Origin of the sequence: Halalkalibacter suaedae (assembly GCF_017939705.1) — a bacterium.
Lineage (GTDB): Bacteria > Bacillota > Bacilli > Bacillales > Bacillaceae_D > Halalkalibacter > Halalkalibacter suaedae.
The window spans coordinates 44,894-70,937 of the sequence record NZ_JAGKSQ010000011.1 but is presented as its reverse complement, the minus strand read 5'-3'; the positions used below and the strand labels follow the sequence as shown (position 1 = coordinate 70,937).

Here is a 26,044-nt window from a genome sequence, read left to right as displayed (position 1 = left end):
GACAAAACGCCTTTGAGAATATTGACTCTCAAAGGCGTTTCGTATAAGGGATCGTTCAAGAGGAAGTCGATTCCCATGTCTCCTCTAAAAAAGCGTGCCCCCATCCCGGTAGAGGATTCGAAGCGACTGATCATGGACATTCTCTTTTCAACTACAAAAAAAACCTGTCAACTGTCTCGCTTTTCCGAGCCTGTGTCGACAGGTTAAAGAGCAAGGGATATCCCCTTGCTCTTCTTTGTCTTTATTAAAATGTGTAAGCAGAACCTACAATAATTAGTAGGATAAATAATACTACAAGTAAAGTGAAGCTGCTTCCTGTTCCAACGTGACTCATGAAGAATTCCTCCTTTTTGAGTGACTACACCATATACATATGTATGGGAGGCTCAATCGGGTGGGCTAATGTCACGATTTTGAATAAATTGGGCAAGTGCCTATATGTTTATTGACCTTGTCCTAAGGAATAGCCTCGTTCCCCATCAAACGTATAAAGATGTTCAGTTTTAATAATATCGAGGCCTGCCTCATTCACCCGCCCTAATAATGAAATGATTTCACTATTTGAAATCGAAGTCTCTTCAGTACTAAGTTGGAATCGACAACGCCAATGGTCTGTTGTAAATGTTTCAGGAAATCCATTTGGATACACCTTGACACCACGATTTGTGATGACTGCTAGCTTAAATTCAGGACCAGCGATCGCTTCTAATTTATGACCAATTTCTTCTGGAGTCAGCTCGTTATTGAATAAAAAGATATCAACGCCATCCAATTTACGAGTTACTTCTGACTTAGGTCGATCTTTTACAGAAGGAGAAAGTCTTGGTGCCTGTTGATCAGAAGGCTCATTCTCTTTGTATTCAATTGGAGAATACGTTGAAGGGAGTTGTCCTAGTCTTGAAATAACGGCTTTAGCAAATTCGCTTGTTCCAACAGAAGAGTTGCCTTTTGCAATGTCCCCAGTGAAGATGCCATCCTCTAACGTTTTAAGCCATGCATTATGTAGGCGCGATGCTACATCTGGTTGACCAATATGAACCAACATCATAATTGCCCCATTTAGTAAACCAGAAGGATTGGCAATTCCTTTCCCAGCGATATCTGGAGCACTACCGTGAATGGCTTCGAACATTGCAAAATTATCACCGATGTTTGCTGAACCAGCAAGTCCAACACTCCCTGTAATTTGGGCAGCAACATCTGATGCAATATCACCATAGAGATTTGGCATAACGATAACATCGAAATCTTGTGGAGAATCGGCAATTTTTGCCATACCAATATCTATGATCCAATGCTCTGTTTCGATATCGGGATATTCCTCTGCTATTTCTCTAAATACCTTGTGAAAAAGCCCATCAGTCAATTTCATAATGTTGTCTTTCGTAAAGCATGTTACCTTTTTACGATTGTTCTTTCGTGCATATTCAAACGCATAACGGACAATCTTCTCTGAACCAGGACGGGTAATTAATTTAAGACATTGAACTACTTCGTTTGTCTGTTGATGTTCAATTCCAGCATACAGATCTTCTTCATTTTCACGGATGATGACTAGATCCATATCTGGATGTTTGGTTTTTACAAATGGTGCGTAGGAGACGTTAGGTCTAACATTTGCGTAAAGACCTAATGTTTTACGGATCGTTACATTTAAGCTTTTATATCCTCCGCCTTGTGGAGTGGTAATTGGACCTTTGAAGAAAATTCTTGTCCGTCTAAGAGATTCCCAAGCTTCATCTGGAATTCCCGAAGACTGACCAGCTAAATAGACTTTTTCACCAATATCAATAAATTCAGGTTCAATTCTTGCACCAGCGTGCTCTAAAATTTCAAGAGTGGCATCCATAATTTCCGGACCTATGCCATCACCTTTTGCAATCGTAACCTTACGTTTTTCCATGAGATCATCTCCTTCAAAGTGACTTATAAATGAGTGTTTTTTTCATTTATTCTTAGGTTAACCAAATTGATTCACATCATGATACAAACCGGAGTAATTGAGAAATAAAACCTAGCTATGGGATGAAGCATTCACAGCTAAGTTTGTTGAAGGGCATCAGTTTGTTAGTCAATTAAGCCTTTTGATTCAAGAAACTCTCTTGCGACCGTTTCATACTCTTCATTGTCAATATCGACTCGTGCATTCATCTGCTGCATGTCGGATTCTGATATTTGTCCAGCTAAACCATTAAGTGTCTCTTCAAGACCTTGGTAACGGTCTAGGATTTCTTGGCGAATGACAATGGCTGCATCATAATTTGGAAAAAATCCTAAGTCATCTGTTGTTGTTTGAATATTTTCTCGGTCAATCCGTCCATCTGTTGTAAAGGCTGGGATGACATCCACATCTCCTTGGAGTAAAGCTTGATACATCACATTTGGATCAAAGCTTTCTGTTTCGGCGAAATCAAATTTATATGTTTCAGCGAATGCCTCGTAGCCATCACCTTGTCGTTCATAAAAGGCATGCGGTGCTCCAAAAGTAAGGTCTTTTGAAAGTGCAGCAATATCAGTATATGTATCAGCTGAGAACGCAGCATCTTCTCTATAGGCAAGTGTGTAATTATTTTCAAACCCAAGCGGCTCTAACCAAGTCGCATTATAGCGTTCCTCGTAGCCCTCTCGCACTCTTGTCAAAATACTTTCACTAGATTCTCCACTTTCCGCTTGTTCCTTCAGGACGGCTTCCAAACCAGTCCCTGTATATTCAACATACATATCAATTTCTCCGTTTTCAATAGCAGGTGTTAAAATAGCCACCTCACCCAATCCATCTTGAAGTTCAACATCATACTCTGTCGTTTCTTCAATATAGATGGCAAGAAGCTGTGCTAAGATATATTGCTCCGTCCAGTTTTTTCCTGAAACAACAAGTGGTTCATCAGTAACCGTTGCATGTTCATTATCTGTATTGCACGCTGAAAGGATAAGGCTTAATACGAGAAAGCTAGCTAATATTAGTTTGTTTTTTTTCATTTTTCCACTCCTTAGGTATGATTTACTCCTTTTGGTGTTACTTTCTTCTCTACTCTTTTTAAAATATAATCAAATGCTAATGCGAGTAATGCAACGGGGATAGCCCCAGCTAATACGAGGCTGTTGTTCCATGACTGTAAGCCACGCCAAATGACATCACCAAGCCCTCCTGCACCAACAAATGTAGCAAGTGTTGCTACACCAACTGTTAGAACGGTTGCGGTTCTAATCCCGGCCATCATAAAAGGCAACGATAATGGTAGTTGGATTTTAAAAAGTATTTGTTTAGGGGTCATTCCCATTCCTTCTCCTGCTTCAATAATTCCTTCATCAACACCGGTAATACCTGTATAAGTGTTGCGTAAAATTGGCAAAAGCGCATAAATAATGAGAGCAACGAGTGCAGTGCCTGTCCCAATACCAATAAGTGGTACTAGAAATCCAAATAGAGCAAGGCTTGGTATTGTTTGAAATACAGATGTGATTCCTATGTAGAACTCGGCCACTTTTCGCTTTCTTGAAATATAAATGCCAAGTGGTAAGGAAATTGCTACAGCAATCAGAATCGCTACAAAAGATAAATATAAATGCTCAATGGTTCTTGAAATAATTAAATCCTGTCTTGTAATAATTGTATCAAGAAATACTTGGATGGCATCCATTACTGTACCTCCTTTTGAATACCCGCAAGCTCCTGAAGCAATTGGTTCCTATTAATCATACCGGATGGGTTTCCATTCTCCCCACTAAGTAAAATGACCTCAAGATTTGATTTAATCATTGTATAAGCAACATGCTGTAACGATGATTGCTCAGAAATCATCGGGATATCAGCTACTCTTTCACTTTGCTGGAAAGGTAGCATAATAGATGAGGCTTTTGATTCGTTCTTGCTGATTGTTTGTTGTTTTAATCGTTTCTCACCAATAAAAGATCGAACAAAATCATTTACTGGTTGTTTAACCAGTTGTTCTGGACTAGCGATTTGCTGAACTTGTCCTGATTTCATTACGATAATTTCATCTGCGATTTTTAAGGCCTCATCCATATCATGGGTGACGAAAACAATTGTCTTATCAATACTTTTCTGAAGAAGCTTTAACTCTTCTTGAAGTTGTTCTCGAGTGATTGGATCAAGGGCACTAAAAGGCTCATCCATTAAGATAATGGGTGGTTCTCCAGCTAAGGCCCGAACTACACCAATACGTTGTTGCTGTCCACCGCTTAATTCTAACGGATATCTTTTTTTGTATACGTTTGGGTCAAGTCCAACCATATCAAGTAGATCATCAACCTTTTTTTCATAGCGATCTTTTTGCCAGCCTTTTAATTTTGGAACTAAGGATACGTTTTCTTCAATTGTCATATGAGGAAGCAGACCGATCCTCTGAATGACATAGCCAATATTTCTCCTCAGTTCAACTGAATCCTCATCGCTAATATCCTTTCCGTCAATAGTAATGTCGCCTGATGTTAGAGGGACAAGCTTATTAATCATTTTCATCGTTGTCGTTTTTCCGCAACCGCTTGGACCAATCAATGTAACAAGATTACCCTTTTTAACATCGAATGAAACATGATCAACGGCTACTGTTCCATCTTCAAATTTTTTTGTGACATTTTTAAACGAGATCAAGCTAGTTACCTCCTTTTCCTATTAAGGTATACCCCATTTTATTCATCGCTATCATCACAGTCAAAGAAAAACGATTTTAAATTTTTATAGGTTTTATCTTTGAATGCTGGTGGAATGAAAGAAGAACAGAAGAGAGGAAGGGAGAATGTATTATGCTAAAAGCCTTATACTTAAACACATCATTAAAGGAATCAGACCAAGAATCAAATACGAGTGCACTAATTAACAAATCAAAAGAAATAGTAGAAGTTGAAGGAATTCAAACAGAGGAAGTAAGGGTAGCGGATTACAATATTAGCTTTGGGATGGAACCAGATATGGGTCAAGGAGATGAGTGGCCAGTTATTCTTGAAAAAGTGCGGGAAGCTTCCATTGTTGTAATTGGGACTCCGATTTGGATAGGAGAGAAGAGTAGTCTTTCAACATTAGTAATGGAACGTCTATACGCTTCAAGTTCAGAAACAAATAATAAGGGACAATCCTTCTATTACAACAAAGTTGGAGGTGCTATTGTGACCGGTAATGAAGATGGAGCAAAGGATTCAGCGAAATCCATTCTTTATGGATTGCAGCATATTGGCTTTACGATTCCGCCAAATGTTGATGCTTATTGGGTAGGAGAGGCAGGACCAGGACCATCTTATATAGAAAAAGGTCAAGATAGTGAATTTACAAATAAAAATACGAGAACAATGTCATATAATCTCGTCCATTTTGCGAAAATGTTATCGGAAACACCTATCCCTGCCAAAGGTAATTTACTGTAGATGAAATGCTAGCACGATAAATAAGAAATGGGTGTTCAAAAAGGTTAATCTTTTTGAACACCCATTTTATTAAAATGTGTAAGCAGATCCTACAATGATTAGTAGGATGAATAATACGACTAATAAAGTAAAGCTACTTCCAGTTCCAGCAACGTGACTCATAAGAACGCCTCCCTTTAATTGACTATAATTTATCCTTATGAAAATAGGGATAAAATGGGTGGGCTATTACCTATTTACTTGATAAAATGGGCGTTTTATTTAGATGAACGGAAATTAATAATAAGAAAAGAGCTCTAAAATTTATAATATTCGAGTAAAAACGACATTTAATGTTAGATTAAATGCTATAATAAAAAGGTAGCAGTTAAAATGGACAAAGTATAAGGTCATTTGTCAACGATTATACTAATAAGGTACATAGCAAGAGGGTTGTCTTAAAACAGTGTAATTTATGTGTTGGAAAGAATATTGATTCGACTAAAAAAAACTGGAAAGTTGGGGTTAAATGAAGGGAAAGAATAAGTTTCAACCAAACGAGAAGGTACTTTTGAAATCAACAGGTGAAACGGTCACAATTAATAAATTTAATTATGTGCCTAACATGAAACGTTACTCGTATACCTGTTTAGAACATCCAAGTACGTTTTACTTTGAAGAGGAAATCAAGCCACTTGGTTAGGAAGTAACCAGAAAATGAAAATGTTTACAAATAGTTGCTTGCAATTCTAATTTTTTCTTGATATGATAAGAACAATTATTTTTGTTCCGAATTTAACTATTAAATTAAACACTTCTATAAGAAAGTTTGTCTTGATATGTTATGTTGGGCAAGGGTAGTAATTTAGTGGATAACCACGTTGGAGGCAATATCATGGCTCAAGGTACAGTAAAATGGTTTAATGCAGAAAAAGGTTTCGGTTTTATTGAAGTAGAAGGAAGCGACGATGTATTCGTACATTTCTCTGCAATTCAAGGAGAAGGCTTCAAGTCTTTAGAAGAAGGTCAAGCGGTAACGTTTGATATCGAACAAGGCGCTCGTGGACCACAAGCTGCTAACGTTACTAAGTAATAGCAAATGATAGGAGAGAACACCAATTGGTGTTCTCTTTTTTTGTAGTTATTTTAAAAGGGATACTCTGTTTACAGACAATGGTCTTGGTTTACAATAGAAACAAGAATGATTAAAAGGAGTGTGAGAACTTGATGGAAGAAGAAAAGGTGTTAATTGTTGAGGGGAAAAGTGATCGGAAACGTGTTGAAAGCCTACTCGATGAACCAGTTAAGATCATTTGTACATATGGAACCTTAAGTGAGGAAAAACTAGAGAACTTGATTCTTCCTATAGAGGACTTCGATGTGTATATTCTTGTCGATCAGGATGAATCTGGAGAGAAGTTGAGAAAGCAATTAAAGAGAGAATTACCCAATGCCACTCATTTGTACACTGAAAAAGAATATGGACAAGTAGAAACAACACCTTTAGATTTCTTGGCAAGCGTACTGAGAAAGAGCTTCATCATTAAAGATGTTCCTTTTTTACCTAACTAAAAATAAGCAGGATTATAAAAGACAGCTGATGGGTATAGAAGAACTAATATAGAAAGTGAATAAGTTAATTTGATTTTCGAAATAGTGGAAGTGACTATACTAAACTATCTAATAAATTCCCTTAAGAGGTGAAATGGATGAAGAAGCAACTATTTATTAATGGAGAATGGAAAACCACGGAAGAGTATTCTTCGTTATACTCCCCTTTTAGTGGCGAGCTTCTTGCAGATGTGGGGTATGGATCAAGAGAGGACATTAACAATGCAATTGAAGCAGCTTACGAAGCAAGAAAGGTTATGGCAGAGATGCCAAGTCACGAAAGAGCATCGATCTTAGAAAATGTCGCTAACTTATTAAAAGAACAACGGGAACAGGCCGCGATTTTAATTGCAAAAGAGGCTGGCAAACCACTTAAAACGGCAAGAGCTGAGGTTGACAGAACGGTTACAACATATAAGTTTGCTGCGGAGGAAGCCAAGCGAATATACGGGGAAACGGTACCTATGGATGCTGCTCCTGGTGGAGAAGGGCGAATTGCATACACCGTTAACGAGCCGATTGGTGTCGTCGGTGCAATTACTCCTTTTAATTTTCCAATGAATTTAGTTGCACATAAAATTGGCCCTGCCATTGCAGCAGGGAACACAGTTGTGCTAAAGCCAGCAGGGCAAACCCCATTATCTTCCTTACTGCTTGCAGAATTATTTGAAAAGGCTGGCTTGCCGGCTGGGGCTTTGAATGTCGTAACAGGTAGTGGGGCTGTGCTTGGAGATCTCTTAGTTGAGGATGATCGTGTAAAGAAAATTTCCTTCACTGGTAGTCCGGAGGTAGGGAAACGCATTCGAAAGAAAGCTGGTTTGAAGAAGGTTACTTTAGAGCTTGGCTCCAATTCAGCAGTCATTATTGATAAAGACGTCGACCTTGAAAAAGTGGTTTCACGATGTGTGAGCGGAGCATTTTCATTTCAAGGTCAAGTATGTATTTCATTACAACGTATATATGTTCATGAACAACAGTATGAATCATTTGTTTCTGAATTAGTGAAAGCAACCTTGAAGCTGAAGCTAGGAGACCCTTTGGATGAAGCTACAGATGTTTCGGCACTTATTCATCCAAAAGATGTTGAACGAGCACTCAATTGGATTGATGAAGCAAAACAACAGGGGGCTACGGTTGAGTTAGGAGGAAAAGCTGAAGGGAATATCCTTCATCCTACCATTCTAACTGAGGTGGATTCTAGACTTAAAGTGTCTTGCGAGGAGGCTTTTGCACCAATTGTCATCGTTAATAAGATATCCTCGATCAGCGAAGGGATAAATTGTGTTAATGATTCGAGCTATGGTTTACAAGCAGGGATCTACACAAATGATATCCACACAGCTCTAGATGCGACTCAAAAGCTACATGTTGGCGGAGTCATGGTCAATGATATTCCGACATTTCGTGTTGATCATATGCCTTACGGTGGCGTTAAGGAAAGTGGTGTAGGTCGTGAAGGGGTAAAGTATGCAATGAAAGAAATGATGGAACAAAAGCTAGTTGTTTTTAACAGAAATTGATTCCTTCATGTGTAAGATACAGGAATAGACTAGAATCTATCGATATGATCGTAGGTTCTAGTCTTCTTATTTGATATGAGGCTTCACGATTCGAGTAAGTGAGTGAAAATCAACTTGACTTGCACTGCCTTCATGTTAGATAGATATACTGATATCGCCTTCGTCAGTAATTTCGATTGTTGAATAGCTCTCAAATGGTACTACACTCGTAATTTGATGACCTTCAGTACTCTCAAGTGTCTCCATATATTGCGAATAGGCTTGGGAATCTTTGATCAGATGGTAATAATGAACGGTTATTCCATCAATTTCGTCACTATCTTTGTATCGAAAACTACCTGGGAACTTATTAGTAAACCATGCTTTTGCTTCATTGTGGCTGTTAAAATCAGGAAGTTCCTGATGGATAGTTGTTATATCAATATTCATGGTTTTTACCTCCTTTTCTATATCTAGTGTGGCCAAAAAGCCATCAATAATTACGATCAACATAGTCATAAAAAAAGAGTGACATAACGGAGAATGCTGAAAAAGTCCTTTTTAGCAGTTCGAGGAAGTAGCAATGGCTTCACTCGTTGCACGCTTGCAATGAGAAACCCACTCATAGCAAGGCTTAAGACAATGCAACGGTTTCGCTCATTGCTTAAAGGCCACTGAAAAAGGTGTGTTTTTCACCTTTTTCAGTGGCCTAGACATAACGTCACTCTTTTTTAGGATCATTTTATATTAAGAGGCATCTGATAACATCGATGCGTGAATATAACCAATTTCGTCTGTTTCAGGAATCATAATTTCAATTTGACTTAGGTTAATATCAGACACTTCAACCTCTGTTCCTTCAGATAGTACTTCAATTTTGTCTTCATCCATCATTTCAATGAACTGATCATTTGTATAATCTGCACCAAATAAATCATACATTTCGCTATATGCCTCCGTATTATAAGCAACAAACGCATCTGATTCTAACTCAGCTGTATCACCTTCAAGTAATAGGTTTTGTTCTACTTCATTACTAGCAGAATTCATAGCCTCCTCGGTGTTAACAACAATTTCATCAAAGTTCTCTACAACCTCTTCAGTTGTTACTCCATTCTCGTTGCTGCAAGCTCCAAGTATAAAAAATATGGCTGTTAAGCCGATTAATTGTTTTGTCATACTAACCTCCTAATGCTTGTACTAATTACTTATTTGTAATCGATCTTCTTCTTAAATTATCGATTGAAATCTCATCTAAATGTAAGATAGAATTTCGTTCTGTTGCCTCTACTTTGGCGTCTTCTGATGTTAGATTTGTAGAAATCTCTTTAGTTGCCCAATTGATTGAAACAATTGCTTCAGGTGGTAACATCACTTTTCTGCCGGGTAACCAATCGCCCGTGTCAACAATTAGATAATGAACTGCCCACGAATCATCATCAAAGACGAAATCAACGACATTTCCAATTTTTTGATCCAGTCCATTAACAGTGTAACCAGTCCATTGACCTTTGAGCTCATTCACATTTCTTAAGAATGGACGTTCTTGTTCATTTAATTCATTTTCAGTCGGTTTTGTTTGAGAGGTAGTTGGTCTATCTCCATTTCCCCATAGTCCCTCTCCGATCCAATAAGGAGTCCAGCCATAATAAGTGTGGAGGTCTGTTTCCATTTGGCGTGAGAGTGGTCGATGCTCTTCGATAGATGGACTTTTTTCAATTTGTAGTCTTGTCGCAAGTATCGAAATTCTCTTATCGGCTAATTCGACATTATCAAAGGAGACTGGTGAAACTAATACTTGTAGTCCTGGGAGCCATTTCAACGTATCGATTACTAAATACCTTACAACCCATTTCTCGCTATCAAAGTATAGATCTTTCACTTTTCCTAATTCACCGTCTGTTGCTTTGACAATACAAGACTCTAAAGAACTAGCTTTGTAAAGAATAATAAATTCCTCCTTTTTGAATTGTTATTGGTACATATCCTCTTTGAAGGAGAGTTAAACATAGTCCCAAAAAACTTAAAAAGAGTCTGGGACAAAAGTGATTTGGCTAATATAAAATCCGAATAACAACAGCTGGCGGATAAAAACCGCTCCTGAAATATACTTCGCTTTCCGCGGGAAGCCGGTGAGCCGCATCACGCTACGCCTGTGGGGTCTCACCCTTGGCTTTTGATCCCGCAGGAGTCTACGTATATTTCATCCGCTAGATAATTGTATTGTTCGGTATTTCAATTAGACACTTTAGTAATGTCCCAGCCTCCAAATTGCTTGAGGTGATCTATTTAATTCGAATATTATTTTGGCCATTGACCAATAAATTCATTTTCATTATAGCTGAAAAAGCTATCCAAAATTTGTTCTCGGTCATCAAGAAATAATTCATCAGCGACTGCGGATACCAGTTTAGGTACACCGATTCTCATACCAGAAAGGGCTGAGGCTGAGATACCGCAGCTTATTAGTGCTGAGTAGTTAAAAGCAAAGATTCCGTGTAAATGAGCCTTTCCTTCCTCGTTACGGCTTATGAAAGAATAGCCAGGGGTAAGATATGGATGAGCATCAAGGACCGGGTTAGCTACTTCTTCAGGGGCATTATAACGATCACCCCAACGGCAAATATAATTTTCAATTAACTTGAGCTCTGGTCGTAAGGCTGGATCGGTAAGCAAACCCGTACTTATTACTAAGAAGTCAAAGACAAATTCTCCTTTGGGTGTTGTCACAGTAGTTCCGTTAGTAGAAGACTCGACACTGAGCCACGGAGATCCTAAGTGAAGTTGAAAACCAGGCCAAGACGTGGCACGGTCAAATGTATCATTCGTTGGTGGCTGATTATGTTTAAAGAAATGAGCGATGGTAGCGTATTTGTCTCGATCATTCAAACTATGAAATCGTTCTATCATCCCTGATCCTTCCATTTGACGGATTGGATTAATTCGGGGCAGTTCTTTCCGGCGGATGAAAACATGGGCTTCGCTTACACCTTCAGATAAAGCAAAATTAGCATTGTCAAAGGCCGAAGCCCCTCCTCCGAGTATAGCGATCTTTTTCCCTTTCAGTTTATTAAAGTCAATTGCTTCAGACGTGTGTGCGTACAGGTGACGTGGAACGTTGTCAGCAATTAAGGGAGGGACATGCCATTCGCCTCCACCCTGGATTCCTGTAGCTAGAATCACTTTACGTGCAAGAAGTGTGTTTTGTGTTGCTCCTGTTCCTGTGATATGGAGGCGGTGAATACCTGCTTCTGCTGGCTCTAGCAGACTTAATTTAACTTCATTAAGTACTGGAAGATTAAGGATACTACGATACCAGCGTAAATAATTCATCCAATCGCCTCGAGGGACTTTATCAATGGCTTCCCATCCTTCATTTCCAAATTGAGCCTCCCACCAGGATCGAAACGTAAGAGAAGGTACACCAAGGTCAATTGAAGTTAAATGTTTAGGTGTACGCAATGTTATCATTCTTGCGTAAGTTTCCCATGGTCCTTCTAATCCTTCGTTATTTTCATCAATAATGAGGATGTTAGAAATTCGTTCCTTTAAAAGTCCAAACGCTGTCCCAAGACCACTTTGGCCACCACCTACAATAACGACATCATATACATGACCTTCTGGGTGAGACAGTGGTCGAACCCAATCTGCACCACCGTAAGCTAAATAAGCAAGATCGGATTTCACTCTGTCATTTAACGTTTCTAAGCTCATTATTTTCAATCCCTTCAATGACATTCTTCTATTTTCATTTCATTAAACGTAATTGTTTGTATATTTTTTATCGTATCATGTCTTGTTCATTTGTTGGATGGTTAATCTGTCTAATGAATGGTTTGTTAATTAGGTTATATGACTAAAAATTTTTAGTTGAACTGGAAATTTGTTGTTTCAAATCTCACTAAACAACGCCGATCCTGAGAATTAATAAAAGATTTAAAAAAATGAGAAAGTAGTTTATAATAAAAAAGACAAAATTATTTCTGTTACCGAAATAGTTTTGTCGGAAGGTCAACGATTAAAGAGGTCTTTACATAATGATTTTACTAATTTATAAAGGTGGATGAGGATGACTAAACGTGGAATTGTTGCAGAAGACTTATATGAATTAAAATCGGTTAAAAACCCGGTGCTTTCTCCTGATGGGAGTCGCTTTATTTTTATTGAAACAGAAATAGATAAAGAAAAGCATGAATACAATTCACATTTGTTTGTGGCGGATGTAGAAGGGAAACACGTCAGCCAATGGACATTTGGAGATGTGAAGGATGGTTCTGCATCTTGGTCCCCAGATGGTAAATCAATTCTATTTACATCAAATCGTTCTGGAAAATCACAACTACATATGTTGAATACCGATGGCGGAGAAGCCAAACAGTTGACTTACTGTAAGCATGGTGCAAGAAATCCAATCTGGTCGCCTGATGGTACAAAAATATTATTTGAAACATCTCTTTCTCCTGAAGAAAATGTAACAGACAAAGAGGAGCAGAAAGAGAAAGATAAGCTACTTGAACCAATGGTTGTTGAACGAGTTCGATACAAATCAGATGCAGTAGGTTTCTTAGATGATAAAAACCAACACCTAGCTATCCTAACACTTGCAACAGGTGAAATTGAGCAATTAACCGAAGGAGATCGAGATTATACAGCTGGTTTCTGGTCTCCTGATGGCGAAAAAATTAGCCTTTCGGTAGATTTATCGGATGAGCCTGATTATAACTTAACCAACGATGTATACATCATGTCAGTAAAGACCAAAGAGTTAACAAAGCTTACTAAGAGCAATGGCTCGTTTGGTAATCCTACCTGGTCACCTGATGGTGGCTATATTGCTCTGATTGGACATGAGAAAGAATATGAAGGGGCTACGTTATCGAAACTTTGGTTATACAATGTTCAATTAGCAGAGTTAACATGTTTAACAGCTGAGTGGGATGTACAGATTGGGGATGTTGCGATCGGTGATTTCCATTCCGGTAATACTAATCCAGGTGCAATTTGGACAAGTGATAGTAAGGGCTTCTACTTCCTAATGAGTGATTTAGGGAATACGGGTGTTTATTATGGATCTGTTGAGGGTGAAATGTACCCGGCACTGCTTGAAAACCAGCATGTATATGGGCTAGCTGTGGATCCAAACACACATAAAGCCATCGTAGGGATTAGCACACCTACACATCCAGGTGATCTATTTTCGGTTGACTTAACGAATGGTGATATCAAACAAATTACGTTTGTTAACGATGAATTTTTGACCGGAATCGAGCTAGCTAAGGCTGAGGCGATCACCTTTAAAGCACCAGATGGCTGGGATATCCATGGCTGGATCATGAAGCCATTTGGATTTGTAGAGGGAAAGAAATATCCGACGATTATTGAGGTCCATGGTGGTCCGCATGCAATGTACGCCAATACGTATTTTCATGAATTTCAGACGCTAACGGCTCAGGGCTATGTTGTTGTATTCACAAATCCTCGGGGAAGTCATGGATATGGGCAGACGTTTGTCGATGCTGTAAGAGGAGATTACGGTGGGAAAGATTATATCGATGTGATGACAGCTACAGAATATGCAGTGAAGACATTTGATTTTGTTGATGAAACAAAATTAGGAATTACAGGTGGAAGCTACGGTGGGTTTATGACGAACTGGGCTGTTAGCCATACGAATATCTTCAAAGCAGCTGTAACACAGCGTTCAATTTCTAACTGGTTGAGCTTTTACGGCGTCAGTGATATTGGCTACTTCTTTACAGATTGGGAAATGAAGGGAGATCTTATTAATAATACAGAGAAGCTCTGGAAGCATTCACCAATTGCTTATGTTGATAAGATTGAAACACCGTTATTAATCTTGCATGGTGAAAAAGACTATCGCTGCCCGATTGAGCAAGCAGAACAGTTATTTGTTGCTTTGAAGATGCAGAAGAAGCCGACAAAATTTGTTCGTTTCCCTGAGTCAAATCATGAACTTTCAAGAAGTGGGAATCCAAAGCTTCGTATTGATCGAATCAACCATATTAAGGGATGGTTTGTTGAGTATCTAGGATAGAAAACAGTAAACAGAGGTTTGGACAAAATGTGATTAAACTAAATGAAGAACCGAACAAAGGGGTGGATGATAGATGCCGCTCCTGAAATATACTTCGCTTTCCGCGGGAAGCCGCTGAGCCTCCTCGGCTTTGCCTGTGGGTCTCACCCTGGGCTTTTGCATCCCGCAGGAGTCTACGTATATTTCATCCGCTAAAGGATTGCTTTGTTCAGAATTTAGTCAAACACTTTAGTTATGTCCCGACCTCTTTTTTTTGTTTGTTAAAACAAGAGGTATTGTTGTTTTTGATGAGTATATGCTACTATTTGTGTATATTTGTGCGTATTTGTGTATACAGTTAGGGAGTGGTGAAGGAATGCTCGTTCAAGAACGTTATGATCGAATTATAGAAATGTTAGAAGATGCTCATTCGGTAAAGGTTCAAGAATTTGTTGATGAGTTTCGTGTCTCTGCTGAAACAGTTAGAAGGGATTTAGAGTATCTAGAATCAATTGGCAAGCTTAAGCGGGTACACGGTGGTGCGATCCTTGAAAGAGATAACTCCCAAGAACAATCCTTTACAACTAGAGAGACACTTCATAGCGATGAAAAAATAGAAATTGCTAACTTGGCAATGCAGTTTGTTCAAGAAGAGCAAGTGATTGCGTTAGATGTCAGTACGACAAACACTGAGATTGCAAAAGCATTAAAACAACGATTTAGGAAGTTGACGATCATCACTAACTCATTACCAATTGTATTGGAGCTTTCTACAATGCCACAATATACAATTATTTTATCTGGTGGGACTCTCCGTAATGAAGAGCTATGTGTTGTCGGAGAGCTAGCCGAATCATTTCTTTCCCAGTTTCATATAAGTCTGTTCTTTATGAGCATGAGTGGGATCTCTTTGCACGCTGGACTAACTGATTATGGAATAGGTGAATGGAATATAAAAAAGAAAATGATGCAGCAAGCAAAATCTGTTTATGTTGTTGCTGATTCTAGTAAATTTGATGCTGTCTCAATGTTAAAGGTATGTAGCTTTGATAAAATTGAAGCAATTATTACTGATTCTAAACTACCTTCTAAGGTGAAGGATAATTATATTCAAAACAATATTAAAATTATTAACGAGTAATTAGAGTCGAGATTAACGTGAATAGTAGGGGACCACTGTATCTTTTCAGTGGTCCCCTTTGTATTGGTAAATGGTTACTATTTATTGTGGAATTGTCTGTGGGTTTTTGTGTATTTACAATTGTTTTTTGTGTATTATTCATATCTTCTTAATATTTCCTCCATATTTCTCTATTAAAATAAGGTTAGCTAAAAGAAAGGAGATGTTGTATGCAATCAGTTCCTGCTACGAAACAGAAGAATGTTCAGTTGGGTAAAAAGACAACAGGAAACCTGTCTAAATGCGTAACTCCATGGTTATTCATGATTCCAGCCCTTTTACCGTTATGTGTTTTTTATCTCTATCCTATATTTTATTCTTTCTATATTAGTTTTACAGATTGGGATTATATTAGTCCTGAAGTTAATTTTGTTTTATTTGAAAACTATTACTATTTATTAACCGATCCTATTTTCTATCAAGTGTTAGTTAATACACTCTACTTCATGCTAGGAACCGTTTTGCCAACCGTCGTTGGTGGACTCCTTCTTGCGATGCTTATTTCAAATAAACAAAAGGGGATGTCCATTTACCGAACGATTATCTTCTCTCCATGGGTGACTCCGACTGTAGCAATATCAATCGTGTGGTCATGGATCTATGAACCAGATGTAGGACTAGCGAATTGGCTGCTGTCGCTAATTAATCTACCGGCTTTAGGTTGGACAAGTAGTACAACATGGGCGATGCCTGCGGTCATTATTGTTACGGTTTGGAAAGGAGTCGGCTGGGCTATGATTTTTTACATGCATGCTCTAAAGACAGTACCTTCTTCACTATATGAAGCAGCTGACTTAGACGGGGCCGGTCGTTTCAAGAAGTTCATTCATATTACGATCCCGTTGATTTCACCAACAACACTGTTCCTCGTCATTATCACGATGATTGATGCAATTCAGGCTTATGATCAAATCCAAGTGATGACCCAAGGTGGGCCTGCTGGAAGTACAAGAACGATTTTGTATATGTTCTATCAAGCTGCCTTCGAACAATTTGACATGGGCAGGGCAACCGCTTTATCGACGATTTTGGTTATCATCACTGGAATGTTAGCGGCAGTTCAATTCTATGTTTCTCGTAAATGGGTTCATTATCAATAAGAGGGTGTATAAGGTGAATTTAATCCAAAAGCAAGTCTCACTACTATCAAAGCATATTGTTCTACTAGTTATTAGCTTTATTATGTTCTTCCCATTCTTATGGATGGTAACTAATTCAATTAAAACAAGAGAGGAAATCTGGTCCTTTCCTCCAGTTTGGTGGCCGCAAGATCCCGAGTGGGGTCACTTTATAGAGGCCTGGAATTCTGCTCCGTTCGCGCTATATATCTTTAATAGTACATTCACGGCCATTTGTATCGTAGCCATTCAATTACTTAATTCATCGATGATGGCCTATGCCTTTACGCAGTTCAGATTTAAAGGAAGGGATTTGCTTTTCTCTATTATTCTTGTTTCATATATGGTGCCAGTGGCAGCTACCTATGTACCGAGCTACGTGATCATTTCGAAAATGGGTTTAATGGATACACATACAGCAGTTATTATTTCAAATGCTATATCGATTTTTGGAATCTTTCTATTCAGACAAGCATTTATGCAGATTCCTAAAGAACTGATTGAAGCTGGTAAAGTCGATGGTGCGAGTCATTGGCGCATATTATGGCAAATCATTTTTCCATTGACGAAACCTACGTTCATCACACTAGCATTAATTAGCTTCATTGGGATGTATAACAATTATTTGTGGCCCGCCCTTATTCTAAATAGCGAAGAGAAATTTTTGATTACAAAGGGTCTGAGACAATTCTTCATTCAAGAGGGTGCTTATGGAATTGAATGGCCGTTAATTATGGCTGCAAGCACATTTACAGTAATTCCTCTACTACTTATTTTCGTCTTCGCTCAAAAATGGTTTGTTTCAGCTATTGGTGATCGCGGGCTAAAAGAATAAATAAAAAATTATCGGAGGTTATCAAGGTGGAGAAGAGATTTAATCATGTTATTTATTTGGCAATTGTCATGTTTATGTTTGCATTAGTAGGATGTTCCGAAAATACAGGAACTGAAGCATCTGAGACGAAAATTGAAGGAGAGGTAGCTGCTGAAAAAACAACGAATGAGCCAGTAGAAATTGAATTTTGGTACGGACTTGGTGGAAATCTTGGTGAAAATGTAGAACGTATTATTTCAGAATTTAACGAAAGTCAAGATGATGTAGTAGTAACAGGTGTTGCACAAGGGAATTATGATGAAACAGAACAAAAAATACAAGCTGCAATAGCTGCAAAGAAAGTACCGGCAGCTGTTTTACTAGGTGATGATACCGTTTATACATTTGGTAATAAAGGCATTCTTGCCCCAATGGATGAACTTATAAAGGCAGATAAAGATCTTAAACCTGAAGATTTTGTTGAAGCCTTTTATCAGCAAGGAACCGTGAATGAAATCCAATATGGCTTACCGTTATATGGAACAACCCAAGTAATGTATTATCGTAAAGATCTCTTTGAAGAGGTTGGAATTTCAGCAGATTCATTAGATACATTTGAGTCCTTAGGAGAGGCAGCAGCAAAGATTAAGGAGGAAAAAGGAATCTATGGATGGATGCCAATGTGGGGTGCAGCCAATTTGATGGACTTTGCGATGAGCAATGGAGCTAAATATTTAAGTGAAGATGGGAAAACAGTTACAATTGATTCACCTGAATGGATCGAAGCATGGGAGTTCATTCGTAAGGCAATACATGAAGACGAAACGATGGCAATCAATCATGGTGGAGAAGGATGGGCATATTGGTATAAAACAATTGATGATGTATTGCAGGACCGTGCTGCTGGATATACAGGTTCTTCAGGTGATCAAGGGGATTTAGATTTCACGAAAGTTGCAGCATATCCTCAACCTGGTTGGGAAGATCATGCAGCTGCCCCGCATGCTTATGCATTACTAGCATCAATCCCAGCTCTTGCTTCACCAGAACAGCAAGAAGCAGCTTACCAATTTATTACTTTCTTTAATAGTCCTGAAAAGACAGCAGATTGGTCGATGAACACAGGCTATATTGCTGTGCGTACATCAGCTAATGAAGTCCCTGAATTCAAGAAATTTGCTAAAGAAAATCCACAAATTCTTGTACCATTAAAGCAAGCTGAAACGGCTACACCACCATTTCATGATCCTACAGGTGGAAAGATCATTGACGCGTTGACAAAGGCAGCAGACAAGGTAGAGATTGAGGGAATCCCTGCAGCTGAGGCATTAAAGGAAGCACAAATTGAAGCACAGCGTGAGCTTGATCGGGTTCTATAAAGTTATGAATGTACTTGAAAGGCAAGAGATTAGAGGTGTCCTAGAGACATCTCTAATTAATCAAACGCTACATATCCCTCAAATGTATGCATCAATGAAAATGAAAATATCTATTCAGGAAAAAGCTTGGCTGCTCATTATTGTTACAAGCCCTGAAGGAACAATCCGGGCTCAAGGGCTCCTCATGGATGGATCAATAGAATTTTGTTTTAGTGAAGATCTATATTCCACAAGCTTTTCTACCGTTCCTGGAAAGATTTCAGCTGGTGATTGGAGTATAGAGCTACTTAATGCTCTTCCTAAAAAGGGTCCGTATTTGATTGAAGTTGTGTATGGTCAGGATTCCTTGCCGAAGTTAGATAGCGAACCGCTTCAAGTATTTGCAACCTCACAGTATGAAGCAGGATTTATGTTGAACAATTGGAACCCCAATGAAGCTGTCAATACAGAACAACGCTGGTATAAAGGTGATTTTCATACGCATACTTTTTATTCAGATGGTAAGCTTTCACCGCAAGAAGGAATGACCTCAGCTAAAGAGATAGGCTTAGATTTCTTCGTTGCGACAGATCATAATATCATCCCGACAAAATGGTTGAAGGATTCAACTCTTGTTATTCCTGGAGTTGAAATTACTTCATCTAGAGGACATTTTAACGCACTAGGTGTGAGAAGCTGGGTTGATTGGAGACCGACGGCTAGTGACAAGGGAATGGAAAGCGAACGAGGTATGAATCGGATTCTAAAAGAAGTAGGGTCTCAAGGTGCTTTGCGTTCAATCAATCATCCTTTATTACGACCGTGGCAATGGGCATTTAAGGAGACACTTCTTTCTGAAATAGATGTAATCGAAATATGGAATGACCCAACATTTCCTGATAATGTGAATGCAACTAAGCAAGCACTTGTTCTTTGGGACACTTTATTAAATGATGGTTACTCAATTCCTGGGATTGGCGGCTCTGATTCGCATATGAGACCGACTGAAAGCTATGTCGAAGGAGGCCCAGCTTCATTGATCGGTGATCCTTCTACTTATGTATGGGCAAATGAGCTGTCTGCACAAGCAATTTTAGATTCGGTGAAATTAGGAAATGTATATGTGTCTAGAGGACAGGTGCTTAATCCTTCATTCTTTGTGAATGGAGAAAGCGTTCATATGGGAGAGAGTATAGCTCAGAATAGTGATATAACCTTTAAGCTTAACTATAAATGCACGACTAATGGGAACAGATTAGTTAAGGTCATCAATGGTGTACGGACAGAGGTTGAGAATCTAGAACTCGAGGGCATCTATAAAGAAGAAATAAAAGGGGAAGAGGGATATCGTTGGATTCGTTACGAAGTTCGTTCTTCTAACGGAGAACTACTTGCTTTTTTGAATCCAATATTCAACGGAACAAAAAAACATTCATTACATATATGGGCTGATTTATTAGAGAAGGCTGGATTTAATAATGACTGAGATTAAGGGGGTTCTTTTTGACAAGGATGGCACTCTTATTGAATTTCTAGAACTGTGGAGACGAATTGCTTTTGGTTTAGTTACCGAGCTCGTTCCTAGTGGAAATGCTAGTAGAATAAGAGAGGCACTATTGGAAAGTATTGGACTGTTAAATGGCGAAGTGCAACCCACCAGTATTTTGGCTTCAGGAACGACAAAAGACATTGCAACGGCTTTTTATCCAATTCTTATTAAGGAAAGACAATCTATTCCTGAACCATTCCATCTATGGGTTGAGGAACGTATTCTATTATTAACAAAGCAAAATTTAGATGCGGTTAAACCAGTAACTGATCTGAGGACATTGCTGCAGAAACTAAAACGTAAGGGCTTAAAAATCGGTGTTGCGACAGCTGATGATATTGAGACAACGAACCTAACGTTTAAACTTTTGGGTATTGATCAATTATTTGATTTTGTAGGTACGTCAGACCAGTATAAAAAGAAACCTGACCCTAGTATGATGAAGGCCTTTTGTCAAAGCGTGAATTTAGAGCCGGATCAGATTGTCATGGTGGGAGATACTGCTATCGACATAGCGTTTGCTAAAAATTCAAAATGTGGTCTATCGATTGGTGTAAAATCGGGTGCGAGTCAGATTGATGATTTAATTGATGCTGATTATATCATCCCATCGGTTAAATTCTTAATTAATGACGAAGATCATTTTGTATGGAGTTAAATAGAAACGAAAAGCTGACTCAGTTAACAGGAGTCAGTTTTTTAATGAGGTGAACACATGGCTTGGGTATTATTACTTCTAACCATTATTCTTGAAGTCGCAGGTACGATTAGCATGAAATTATCAGAGGGTCTTACGAAATGGCTTCCAAGTGTCTTGTTATTTGTTTTTTACGGTGCTTGTTTTACTATTTTTAGTTTTGTTGTGACGAAGATTGAATTAAGTATAGCGTATGCAATTTGGTCTGGGCTTGGAACAGTAGTTATTGTTATTATTGGTATCTTGTATTTTCATGAATCCTTTTCGTTGCTGAAGGCAGTTTTTGTGTTATGTATTATTGTTGGAGTTATTGGGTTGAAGCTCGTTGCACCAACGGAGTAAAGGACTTTGGACAGTCGAATTTCAACATTTTAAGTTATGAACTAATGACACAGAAGATAACATGTTGGACTCAACTTATTTGAAACTTCCTGTTTATGTGTAAAAAGGAAGTTTTCTAGCGGTTGTGATTAAAGTCACTGATCCAAAAAGGAAAGCTTTGTATTATTTATTCAGATGTACAGAGCATTTAAATGAAAAGGAGTGATAATTATGAAAGCAGCTGTTGTGAACGAATTTAAAAAGCAACTTGAAGTGAAGGATGTTGAAAGACCAGTTTTACAGCTGGGAGAGGTATTAGTACATATTAAAGCTTGTGGGGTTTGTCATACTGATTTACATGCTGCACACGGTGACTGGCCAGTGAAACCTAAGCTTCCTCTAATTCCAGGGCATGAGGGAGTAGGAGTTATTGTAGAGGTAGGTCAAGGGGTGTCACATTTACAAATTGGTGATAGAGTCGGTGTTCCTTGGTTATATTCTGCTTGTGGTCATTGTGAATATTGCTTAACGGGTCAAGAAACTCTTTGTGAAAGTCAACAGAATTCAGGATATTCCGTTGACGGAGGATATGCTGAATATTGTAAGGCAGATGCGGCTTATGTAGTGAAAGTACCAGATAATTTAAGCTTTGAGGAAGCTGCTCCGATTTTTTGTGCAGGGGTTACAACGTATAAGGCGTTGAAGGTGACAAATGCAAAACCTGGAGAATGGGTAGCGATTTATGGTGTCGGAGGGCTAGGTCATGTTGCTGTTCAATATGCAAAAGCGATGGGATTACATGTAATCGCAGTAGACTTAGGAGAAGAAAAACTCAAATTAGCTAAAGAACTGGGTGCAGACTTATTCGTAAATCCAGCGTTAGAAGATCCAGCTGCATTTATTAAAGAAAAAGTAGGAGGCGTTCACGGGACGGTAGTTACAGCTGTTTCAAAACCAGCATTTCAGTCTGCATTCCATTCTGTAAGAAGAGGGGGAACTTGTGTGCTAGTAGGTTTACCTCCAGAGGAGATGCCTATTCCGATTTTTGATACTGTCCTTGGTGGAATTAAGGTTGTTGGTTCGATCGTAGGAACGAGGAAAGATTTGCAAGAAGCTCTTCAATTTGCAGCAGAAGGAAAAGTTAAAACAATTATTGAAACACAGCCACTTGATAAGATAAATGAAGTGTTTGACAGAATGGTCAAGGGTGAAATAAAAGGACGTGTTGTGTTGACTTTAGATAATTAACTGAACGATCAAAGAGGTATGAAGCGTGGAGCTTCCTGCCTCTTTTTGTTGTAATCGTCGACATATCAATCAGGTTAAGAGGAGACACTAAAAAGGTAAAGGAGTGATGTTGATATGACAAAAAATAAGCTATTAATCCCAGAAGCAAGAAAAGGCTTAACTCAATTCAAAGAGCAAGTTATGAGCAAAAGAGGCTATCATACGAAGAGTGAGTCTGAATTAAAATACGAGGTAGCAAAGGATCTAGCTGTTCCGCTTACTAAAGGAGATAATGGCGAATTGACATCAAAGCAAGCTGGTCAGGTTGGAGGTCAGATTGGTGGATCAATGGTGCAAGAGATGATCAAAATGGCTAAAAATAATTTAGCGAGTAAAGATTAACGAGAAACAAGATGGCGGAGAGATATGATCCCCATCTTATTTTTTTATGTCTAGGCTATTACAAGTATAATCTTCTTGCTTATTCACAACATAAAAAGACGATGTGAAAAGAGGTAGGTGATACTATGGAATCAAGCTGGCTATCGATTATCCCATTTTTAGTTGTCATACCAGTTGCTATTTATACAAAACAGGTGCTTCCTGCTCTATTTCTTGGATTATTAGTGGGTTCATATCTTATTGACCCTACTGTCCTTGGTGGAATACAAACAATGTTTGTCTATGTAGTTCAAGCCCTGATTGATGAAAATAATATTAAGATTATTGTGTTCTTATATGCCTTTTCAGGACTGGTTGGCATGATTAAGATGACAGGAGGAATTAGAGGTTTTGTAGAAAAGGCAGCTGAGCGAATTCAGACCAGAAAGCAAGCTCTGCTCCTTACATATGTTTCAACTATTGGGACATTCAGTGCACCTACGTTTCGTTTCGTAACTATTGCTCCAATTATGAGAGCGCTACTAAAAAAAGTCAAAATGACGACAGAGGAGCTCGGTTTCATTATTGAGACAACTGCGACTCCTGTCATTGTCTTAATTCCAGTTGCAACCGCTTTTGTTGGTTATATGGTCTCGATTATCCAAATCGCAACTGAAAACGAAGGAATCGAAATAGATCCTTATTCACTCTTTATTCAAAGCATACCATTTAATTTCTTTGCAATTGTCACGATTGTTTTAGGGATTTACTTAAGCTTTTTTCATCATGCAAAAACAAAGTCCGATGCACCGATGCAAATTGATGAGCAGGAAGTTGAAGATGAAGAGGAGGATTGGCATGATTGCCATCCTGTTGTTGCAAAGGATTTACCTATTAAACCTCTGAATCTTCTTGTCCCCCTTATTCTGGTAATTGGTTTGACATTGTTTTTGACATGGTGGGATGGCTATGAAAAGGGGGTTGGGCCGTTTGAGGCATTTATTCGAGCAAATGTACTTGATGCAATGGTCATTGCCCTTCTGATTACAACACTAGTATCAATATTCTTCTACTTGATACAACGGTTTAAGCTTGTAAACTTAATTGATAGCTTCATACAAGGTGGAAATGACCTAATGTCAGTTATTTTATTATTATCAATCGTTTGGGGATTATCATCAATCACAGATGATTTAGGTTTTTCGGGATTTGTGACAGCACATACCGGCTGGATCCCGCAAATGTTTATAGCACCACTTATCTTTTTATTCGGAGCTGCTGTATCTTATTTTATTGGATCTGCATGGGGAACATGGGGGATTTTAATGCCACTCGGGGTAGCACTTGCTACTACGGGTGATGTGTCCTTACCTCTAGTTATTGGGGCGGTGTTTGCAAGTGGGTCATTTGGTGCTTTTGCATCTCCATTAAGTGATGATACAAATACAATTGCAAAAATACTAGGCCTTTCGGTCATAGAATACGCTAAATATAAATTAAAACCAGCACTGATCGCTGCCGGTATCACAACTGTCTTATATACAATTGTGACATTTATTCTTTAAAGAGGATAGGGATAGAGGCTAGGACAAAATTGACTTAACTAATAGAAAATCCGAGCAATGGTGGTTGGCGGACGTAAACCGCTCCTTAAATATACTTCGCTTTCCGCGTGAAGCCGGTAAGGCCACTAAAAAAGGTGGAAATTATACCTTTTTCAGTGGCCTCTTTTAGGTCCCGCAGGAGTCTCCGTATATTTCATCCGCTACGTGATTGCATTATTCGGTATTTTAGTTAGCGCTTTAGTTATGTCCCAGCCTCTATCTTTTTTTTCGCTAGAATTCAGCATTTTATTTGAAAATAATGTAAAATATTTTATTGTAAGTCTCTGTGTTATGAAGAAGGATAGTAATGAAATTCCACCTACAATGAGAAAGGGTTGAAAGGTGATTAACTCAAAGGTATTGGCTATTATATAATATAATTATCTATCTTTAAGGGGGTGATATGAAATGGCATATAAGCATCCTTATTTGTCAGCATCTGTAACGTCTCATGCAGAGCCTAGATGTAGGAAGGCGATACTTTGGATGAGGTAGACTTTTTTAATATCGCCAAATATGTTCCTCTTGTCCTGTCTCGGCTCTGCCCTTATTGAATTTGAATTATTTACTGAAAATAAGGAGCTGAAATAAATGAAAAATAATGAAATTACAGGATTGAAGATGGAGCCTTTTATCAGGAGTGACCAATACAACTTTATTAGATATGAGATTAAAAAACTTGTTCAAGCTCATGTTACAAGTAGGGACCCCGATGTTCTAAATGCCCTTAAAGCGAGTTCATTTGAAAACATCAATAATCTATTTCTCACTTTGAATGAGAAGCAACTACTATTAATGAATGAGGTTATTGAATTAAAAGACGAGATACAAGCTGAACAGTTGGTGAAACATCTTAAATCACTCGTTAGACCCTTTACAAAAACAACTGAGAAAACCGTTACAAAGTTATTTCCAAAAGCAAAAAAATTAAAAATTCCATCCTTTGATGAAATGGATTTCAGAGATTTTTCCTATATAAGCTGGTACGATATTCGTTCGGAGAGGAAATATTTGATTATTGAATTAAATGGAAAATTAATCGGTTTTCAGGGGACGTTTAGAGGTAATGTAAAAGGAATTTGTGCAATTTGTAATAGACATGAAGATGTTGGATTATTTATGACGAGTGTCAAGAGTGGTGTAGACACTTACACAAATAGAGGGAATTATATCTGTAAGGATTCTGTGAAGTGTAATCAAAATATCACCACTTTAGATAAGTTATATGATTTCATTGAAATACTGAAAAAATAAGTTGTATCTCGTACAAAAAGACTCAGGAGTACGATC

Annotated in this window: 27 protein-coding genes; 17 read left to right on the top strand and 10 right to left on the bottom strand. The window is 38.3% G+C overall.

Annotated features, from left to right (window positions below; all coding sequences use genetic code 11):
• Window positions 1-244 precede the first annotated feature (244 nt).
• The 5 genes from J7W16_RS19245 to J7W16_RS19225 all read right to left on the bottom strand — a co-directional run bounded on the left by J7W16_RS19245 (window position 245) and on the right by J7W16_RS19225 (window position 4,615).
• Entirely contained in the window at window positions 245-334 is a 90-nt protein-coding gene (locus tag J7W16_RS19245) for a YjcZ family sporulation protein (protein WP_210599121.1), read from the bottom strand.
• 108 nt (window positions 335-442) lie between these two features.
• A complete protein-coding gene (locus J7W16_RS19240) occupies window positions 443-1,903 on the bottom strand; it encodes an NADP-dependent isocitrate dehydrogenase (protein ID WP_210599120.1) in 1,461 nt (486 codons plus the stop codon).
• A 164-nt stretch (window positions 1,904-2,067) separates the two neighbouring features.
• The gene (locus tag J7W16_RS19235; protein WP_210599119.1) at window positions 2,068-2,979 is read right to left on the bottom strand and encodes a glycine betaine ABC transporter substrate-binding protein; all 912 of its coding nucleotides are present in this window, start codon (window positions 2,977-2,979) and stop codon (window positions 2,068-2,070) included.
• A gap of 11 nt (window positions 2,980-2,990) precedes the next feature.
• Window positions 2,991-3,641: an ABC transporter permease gene (locus J7W16_RS19230; RefSeq protein ID WP_210599118.1), complete on the bottom strand. Its 651-nt coding sequence runs from the start codon at window positions 3,639-3,641 to the stop codon at window positions 2,991-2,993.
• A complete protein-coding gene (locus J7W16_RS19225) occupies window positions 3,641-4,615 on the bottom strand; it encodes an ABC transporter ATP-binding protein (protein ID WP_210599117.1) in 975 nt (324 codons plus the stop codon). The genes J7W16_RS19230 and J7W16_RS19225 overlap by 1 nt, the downstream gene beginning before the upstream one ends.
• Before the next feature lie 152 nt (window positions 4,616-4,767).
• Here J7W16_RS19225 and J7W16_RS19220 point away from each other — a divergent pair, with 152 nt between their 5' ends.
• Window positions 4,768-5,382: a flavodoxin family protein gene (locus J7W16_RS19220; protein WP_210599116.1), complete on the top strand. Its 615-nt coding sequence runs from the start codon at window positions 4,768-4,770 to the stop codon at window positions 5,380-5,382.
• 69 nt (window positions 5,383-5,451) lie between these two features.
• On the opposite strand, the gene J7W16_RS22660 is transcribed toward J7W16_RS19220, so the two are convergent.
• Window positions 5,452-5,595, bottom strand: a complete 144-nt coding sequence (locus J7W16_RS22660; RefSeq protein WP_472924500.1) for a YjcZ family sporulation protein — start codon at window positions 5,593-5,595, stop codon at window positions 5,452-5,454.
• A gap of 295 nt (window positions 5,596-5,890) precedes the next feature.
• Between J7W16_RS22660 and J7W16_RS19210 the strand changes: the two genes are divergently transcribed.
• From J7W16_RS19210 to J7W16_RS19195, 4 genes are all read left to right on the top strand, one after another.
• A complete protein-coding gene (locus tag J7W16_RS19210) occupies window positions 5,891-6,064 on the top strand; it encodes a hypothetical protein (protein WP_210599114.1) in 174 nt (57 codons plus the stop codon).
• A 192-nt stretch (window positions 6,065-6,256) separates the two neighbouring features.
• Window positions 6,257-6,454, top strand: coding sequence for a cold-shock protein (locus tag J7W16_RS19205; RefSeq protein WP_210599113.1), 198 nt, complete (start codon window positions 6,257-6,259; stop codon window positions 6,452-6,454).
• Between the two features lie 134 nt (window positions 6,455-6,588).
• The gene (locus tag J7W16_RS19200; RefSeq protein ID WP_419095859.1) at window positions 6,589-6,933 is read left to right on the top strand and encodes a toprim domain-containing protein; all 345 of its coding nucleotides are present in this window, start codon (window positions 6,589-6,591) and stop codon (window positions 6,931-6,933) included.
• Window positions 6,934-7,070: 137 nt separating this feature from the next.
• Window positions 7,071-8,492 carry an aldehyde dehydrogenase family protein gene (locus J7W16_RS19195; protein ID WP_210599111.1) on the top strand — a complete coding sequence of 474 codons (1,422 nt, stop codon included), beginning with the start codon at window positions 7,071-7,073 and terminating at the stop codon, window positions 8,490-8,492.
• A 135-nt stretch (window positions 8,493-8,627) separates the two neighbouring features.
• On the opposite strand, the gene J7W16_RS19190 is transcribed toward J7W16_RS19195, so the two are convergent.
• The 4 genes from J7W16_RS19190 to J7W16_RS19175 form a co-directional block, all read right to left on the bottom strand.
• Window positions 8,628-8,921: a hypothetical protein gene (locus J7W16_RS19190; RefSeq protein ID WP_210599110.1), complete on the bottom strand. Its 294-nt coding sequence runs from the start codon at window positions 8,919-8,921 to the stop codon at window positions 8,628-8,630.
• A 297-nt stretch (window positions 8,922-9,218) separates the two neighbouring features.
• Window positions 9,219-9,650, bottom strand: a complete 432-nt coding sequence (locus tag J7W16_RS19185; protein WP_210599109.1) for a hypothetical protein — start codon at window positions 9,648-9,650, stop codon at window positions 9,219-9,221.
• Window positions 9,651-9,675: 25 nt separating this feature from the next.
• The gene (locus J7W16_RS22315; protein ID WP_346726972.1) at window positions 9,676-10,419 is read right to left on the bottom strand and encodes a PRC-barrel domain-containing protein; all 744 of its coding nucleotides are present in this window, start codon (window positions 10,417-10,419) and stop codon (window positions 9,676-9,678) included.
• Between the two features lie 353 nt (window positions 10,420-10,772).
• On the bottom strand, window positions 10,773-12,185 hold the full coding sequence (locus J7W16_RS19175; RefSeq protein WP_210599107.1) for a flavin-containing monooxygenase: 1,413 nt from the start codon (window positions 12,183-12,185) through the stop codon (window positions 10,773-10,775).
• 355 nt (window positions 12,186-12,540) lie between these two features.
• Here J7W16_RS19175 and J7W16_RS19170 point away from each other — a divergent pair, with 355 nt between their 5' ends.
• The 12 genes from J7W16_RS19170 (at window position 12,541) to J7W16_RS19115 (ending at window position 26,008) form a co-directional block, all read left to right on the top strand.
• Entirely contained in the window at window positions 12,541-14,526 is a 1,986-nt protein-coding gene (locus J7W16_RS19170) for a S9 family peptidase (RefSeq protein WP_210599106.1), read from the top strand.
• A 355-nt stretch (window positions 14,527-14,881) separates the two neighbouring features.
• Window positions 14,882-15,646, top strand: a complete 765-nt coding sequence (locus tag J7W16_RS19165; protein ID WP_210599105.1) for a DeoR/GlpR family DNA-binding transcription regulator — start codon at window positions 14,882-14,884, stop codon at window positions 15,644-15,646.
• A gap of 302 nt (window positions 15,647-15,948) precedes the next feature.
• Window positions 15,949-16,785 carry a carbohydrate ABC transporter permease gene (locus J7W16_RS19160; protein WP_246880110.1) on the top strand — a complete coding sequence of 279 codons (837 nt, stop codon included), beginning with the start codon at window positions 15,949-15,951 and terminating at the stop codon, window positions 16,783-16,785.
• Between the two features lie 13 nt (window positions 16,786-16,798).
• A complete protein-coding gene (locus J7W16_RS19155; RefSeq protein WP_346726969.1) occupies window positions 16,799-17,638 on the top strand; it encodes a carbohydrate ABC transporter permease in 840 nt (279 codons plus the stop codon).
• A 26-nt stretch (window positions 17,639-17,664) separates the two neighbouring features.
• A complete protein-coding gene (locus J7W16_RS19150) occupies window positions 17,665-18,996 on the top strand; it encodes an ABC transporter substrate-binding protein (protein ID WP_419095858.1) in 1,332 nt (443 codons plus the stop codon).
• Complete coding sequence (locus J7W16_RS19145; RefSeq protein ID WP_210599102.1) at window positions 18,962-20,461, top strand: CehA/McbA family metallohydrolase; 1,500 nt, start codon at window positions 18,962-18,964, stop codon at window positions 20,459-20,461. The genes J7W16_RS19150 and J7W16_RS19145 overlap by 35 nt, the downstream gene beginning before the upstream one ends.
• Window positions 20,454-21,182, top strand: a complete 729-nt coding sequence (locus J7W16_RS19140; protein WP_210599101.1) for an HAD family hydrolase — start codon at window positions 20,454-20,456, stop codon at window positions 21,180-21,182. The genes J7W16_RS19145 and J7W16_RS19140 overlap by 8 nt, the downstream gene beginning before the upstream one ends.
• 57 nt (window positions 21,183-21,239) lie before the next feature.
• Complete coding sequence (locus J7W16_RS19135) at window positions 21,240-21,563, top strand: DMT family transporter (RefSeq protein WP_210599100.1); 324 nt, start codon at window positions 21,240-21,242, stop codon at window positions 21,561-21,563.
• 210 nt (window positions 21,564-21,773) lie between these two features.
• Window positions 21,774-22,790, top strand: coding sequence for an alcohol dehydrogenase AdhP (adhP, locus tag J7W16_RS19130; RefSeq protein WP_210599099.1), 1,017 nt, complete (start codon window positions 21,774-21,776; stop codon window positions 22,788-22,790).
• A 114-nt stretch (window positions 22,791-22,904) separates the two neighbouring features.
• Window positions 22,905-23,171, top strand: coding sequence for an alpha/beta-type small acid-soluble spore protein (locus J7W16_RS19125; RefSeq protein WP_210599098.1), 267 nt, complete (start codon window positions 22,905-22,907; stop codon window positions 23,169-23,171).
• 125 nt (window positions 23,172-23,296) lie between these two features.
• Entirely contained in the window at window positions 23,297-24,715 is a 1,419-nt protein-coding gene (locus J7W16_RS19120; protein ID WP_210599097.1) for a Na+/H+ antiporter NhaC family protein, read from the top strand.
• Window positions 24,716-25,345: 630 nt separating this feature from the next.
• Window positions 25,346-26,008 (top strand): FusB/FusC family EF-G-binding protein, encoded by a 663-nt coding sequence (locus tag J7W16_RS19115; protein WP_210599096.1) that lies wholly within the window; start codon window positions 25,346-25,348, stop codon window positions 26,006-26,008.
• Window positions 26,009-26,044 lie beyond the last annotated feature (36 nt).

Bases quoted from the DNA above. Each gene is read 5' to 3' on its own strand.
- J7W16_RS19245 (WP_210599121.1), bottom strand. From the start codon at position 334: ATGAGTCACGTTGGAACAGGAAGCAGCTTCACTTTACTTGTAGTATTA.
- J7W16_RS19240 (WP_210599120.1), bottom strand. From the start codon at position 1,903: ATGGAAAAACGTAAGGTTACGATTGCAAAAGGTGATGGCATAGGTCCG.
- J7W16_RS19235 (WP_210599119.1), bottom strand. From the start codon at position 2,979: ATGAAAAAAAACAAACTAATATTAGCTAGCTTTCTCGTATTAAGCCTT.
- J7W16_RS19230 (WP_210599118.1), bottom strand. From the start codon at position 3,641: ATGGATGCCATCCAAGTATTTCTTGATACAATTATTACAAGACAGGAT.
- J7W16_RS19220 (WP_210599116.1), top strand. From the start codon at position 4,768: ATGCTAAAAGCCTTATACTTAAACACATCATTAAAGGAATCAGACCAA.
- J7W16_RS19210 (WP_210599114.1), top strand. From the start codon at position 5,891: ATGAAGGGAAAGAATAAGTTTCAACCAAACGAGAAGGTACTTTTGAAA.
- J7W16_RS19205 (WP_210599113.1), top strand. From the start codon at position 6,257: ATGGCTCAAGGTACAGTAAAATGGTTTAATGCAGAAAAAGGTTTCGGT.
- J7W16_RS19200 (WP_419095859.1), top strand. From the start codon at position 6,589: ATGGAAGAAGAAAAGGTGTTAATTGTTGAGGGGAAAAGTGATCGGAAA.
- J7W16_RS19195 (WP_210599111.1), top strand. From the start codon at position 7,071: ATGAAGAAGCAACTATTTATTAATGGAGAATGGAAAACCACGGAAGAG.
- J7W16_RS19190 (WP_210599110.1), bottom strand. From the start codon at position 8,921: ATGAATATTGATATAACAACTATCCATCAGGAACTTCCTGATTTTAAC.
- J7W16_RS19185 (WP_210599109.1), bottom strand. From the start codon at position 9,650: ATGACAAAACAATTAATCGGCTTAACAGCCATATTTTTTATACTTGGA.
- J7W16_RS19175 (WP_210599107.1), bottom strand. From the start codon at position 12,185: ATGAGCTTAGAAACGTTAAATGACAGAGTGAAATCCGATCTTGCTTAT.
- J7W16_RS19170 (WP_210599106.1), top strand. From the start codon at position 12,541: ATGACTAAACGTGGAATTGTTGCAGAAGACTTATATGAATTAAAATCG.
- J7W16_RS19165 (WP_210599105.1), top strand. From the start codon at position 14,882: ATGCTCGTTCAAGAACGTTATGATCGAATTATAGAAATGTTAGAAGAT.
- J7W16_RS19160 (WP_246880110.1), top strand. From the start codon at position 15,949: ATGATTCCAGCCCTTTTACCGTTATGTGTTTTTTATCTCTATCCTATA.
- J7W16_RS19140 (WP_210599101.1), top strand. From the start codon at position 20,454: ATGACTGAGATTAAGGGGGTTCTTTTTGACAAGGATGGCACTCTTATT.
- J7W16_RS19135 (WP_210599100.1), top strand. From the start codon at position 21,240: ATGGCTTGGGTATTATTACTTCTAACCATTATTCTTGAAGTCGCAGGT.
- adhP (WP_210599099.1), top strand. From the start codon at position 21,774: ATGAAAGCAGCTGTTGTGAACGAATTTAAAAAGCAACTTGAAGTGAAG.
- J7W16_RS19125 (WP_210599098.1), top strand. From the start codon at position 22,905: ATGACAAAAAATAAGCTATTAATCCCAGAAGCAAGAAAAGGCTTAACT.
- J7W16_RS19120 (WP_210599097.1), top strand. From the start codon at position 23,297: ATGGAATCAAGCTGGCTATCGATTATCCCATTTTTAGTTGTCATACCA.
- J7W16_RS19115 (WP_210599096.1), top strand. From the start codon at position 25,346: ATGAAAAATAATGAAATTACAGGATTGAAGATGGAGCCTTTTATCAGG.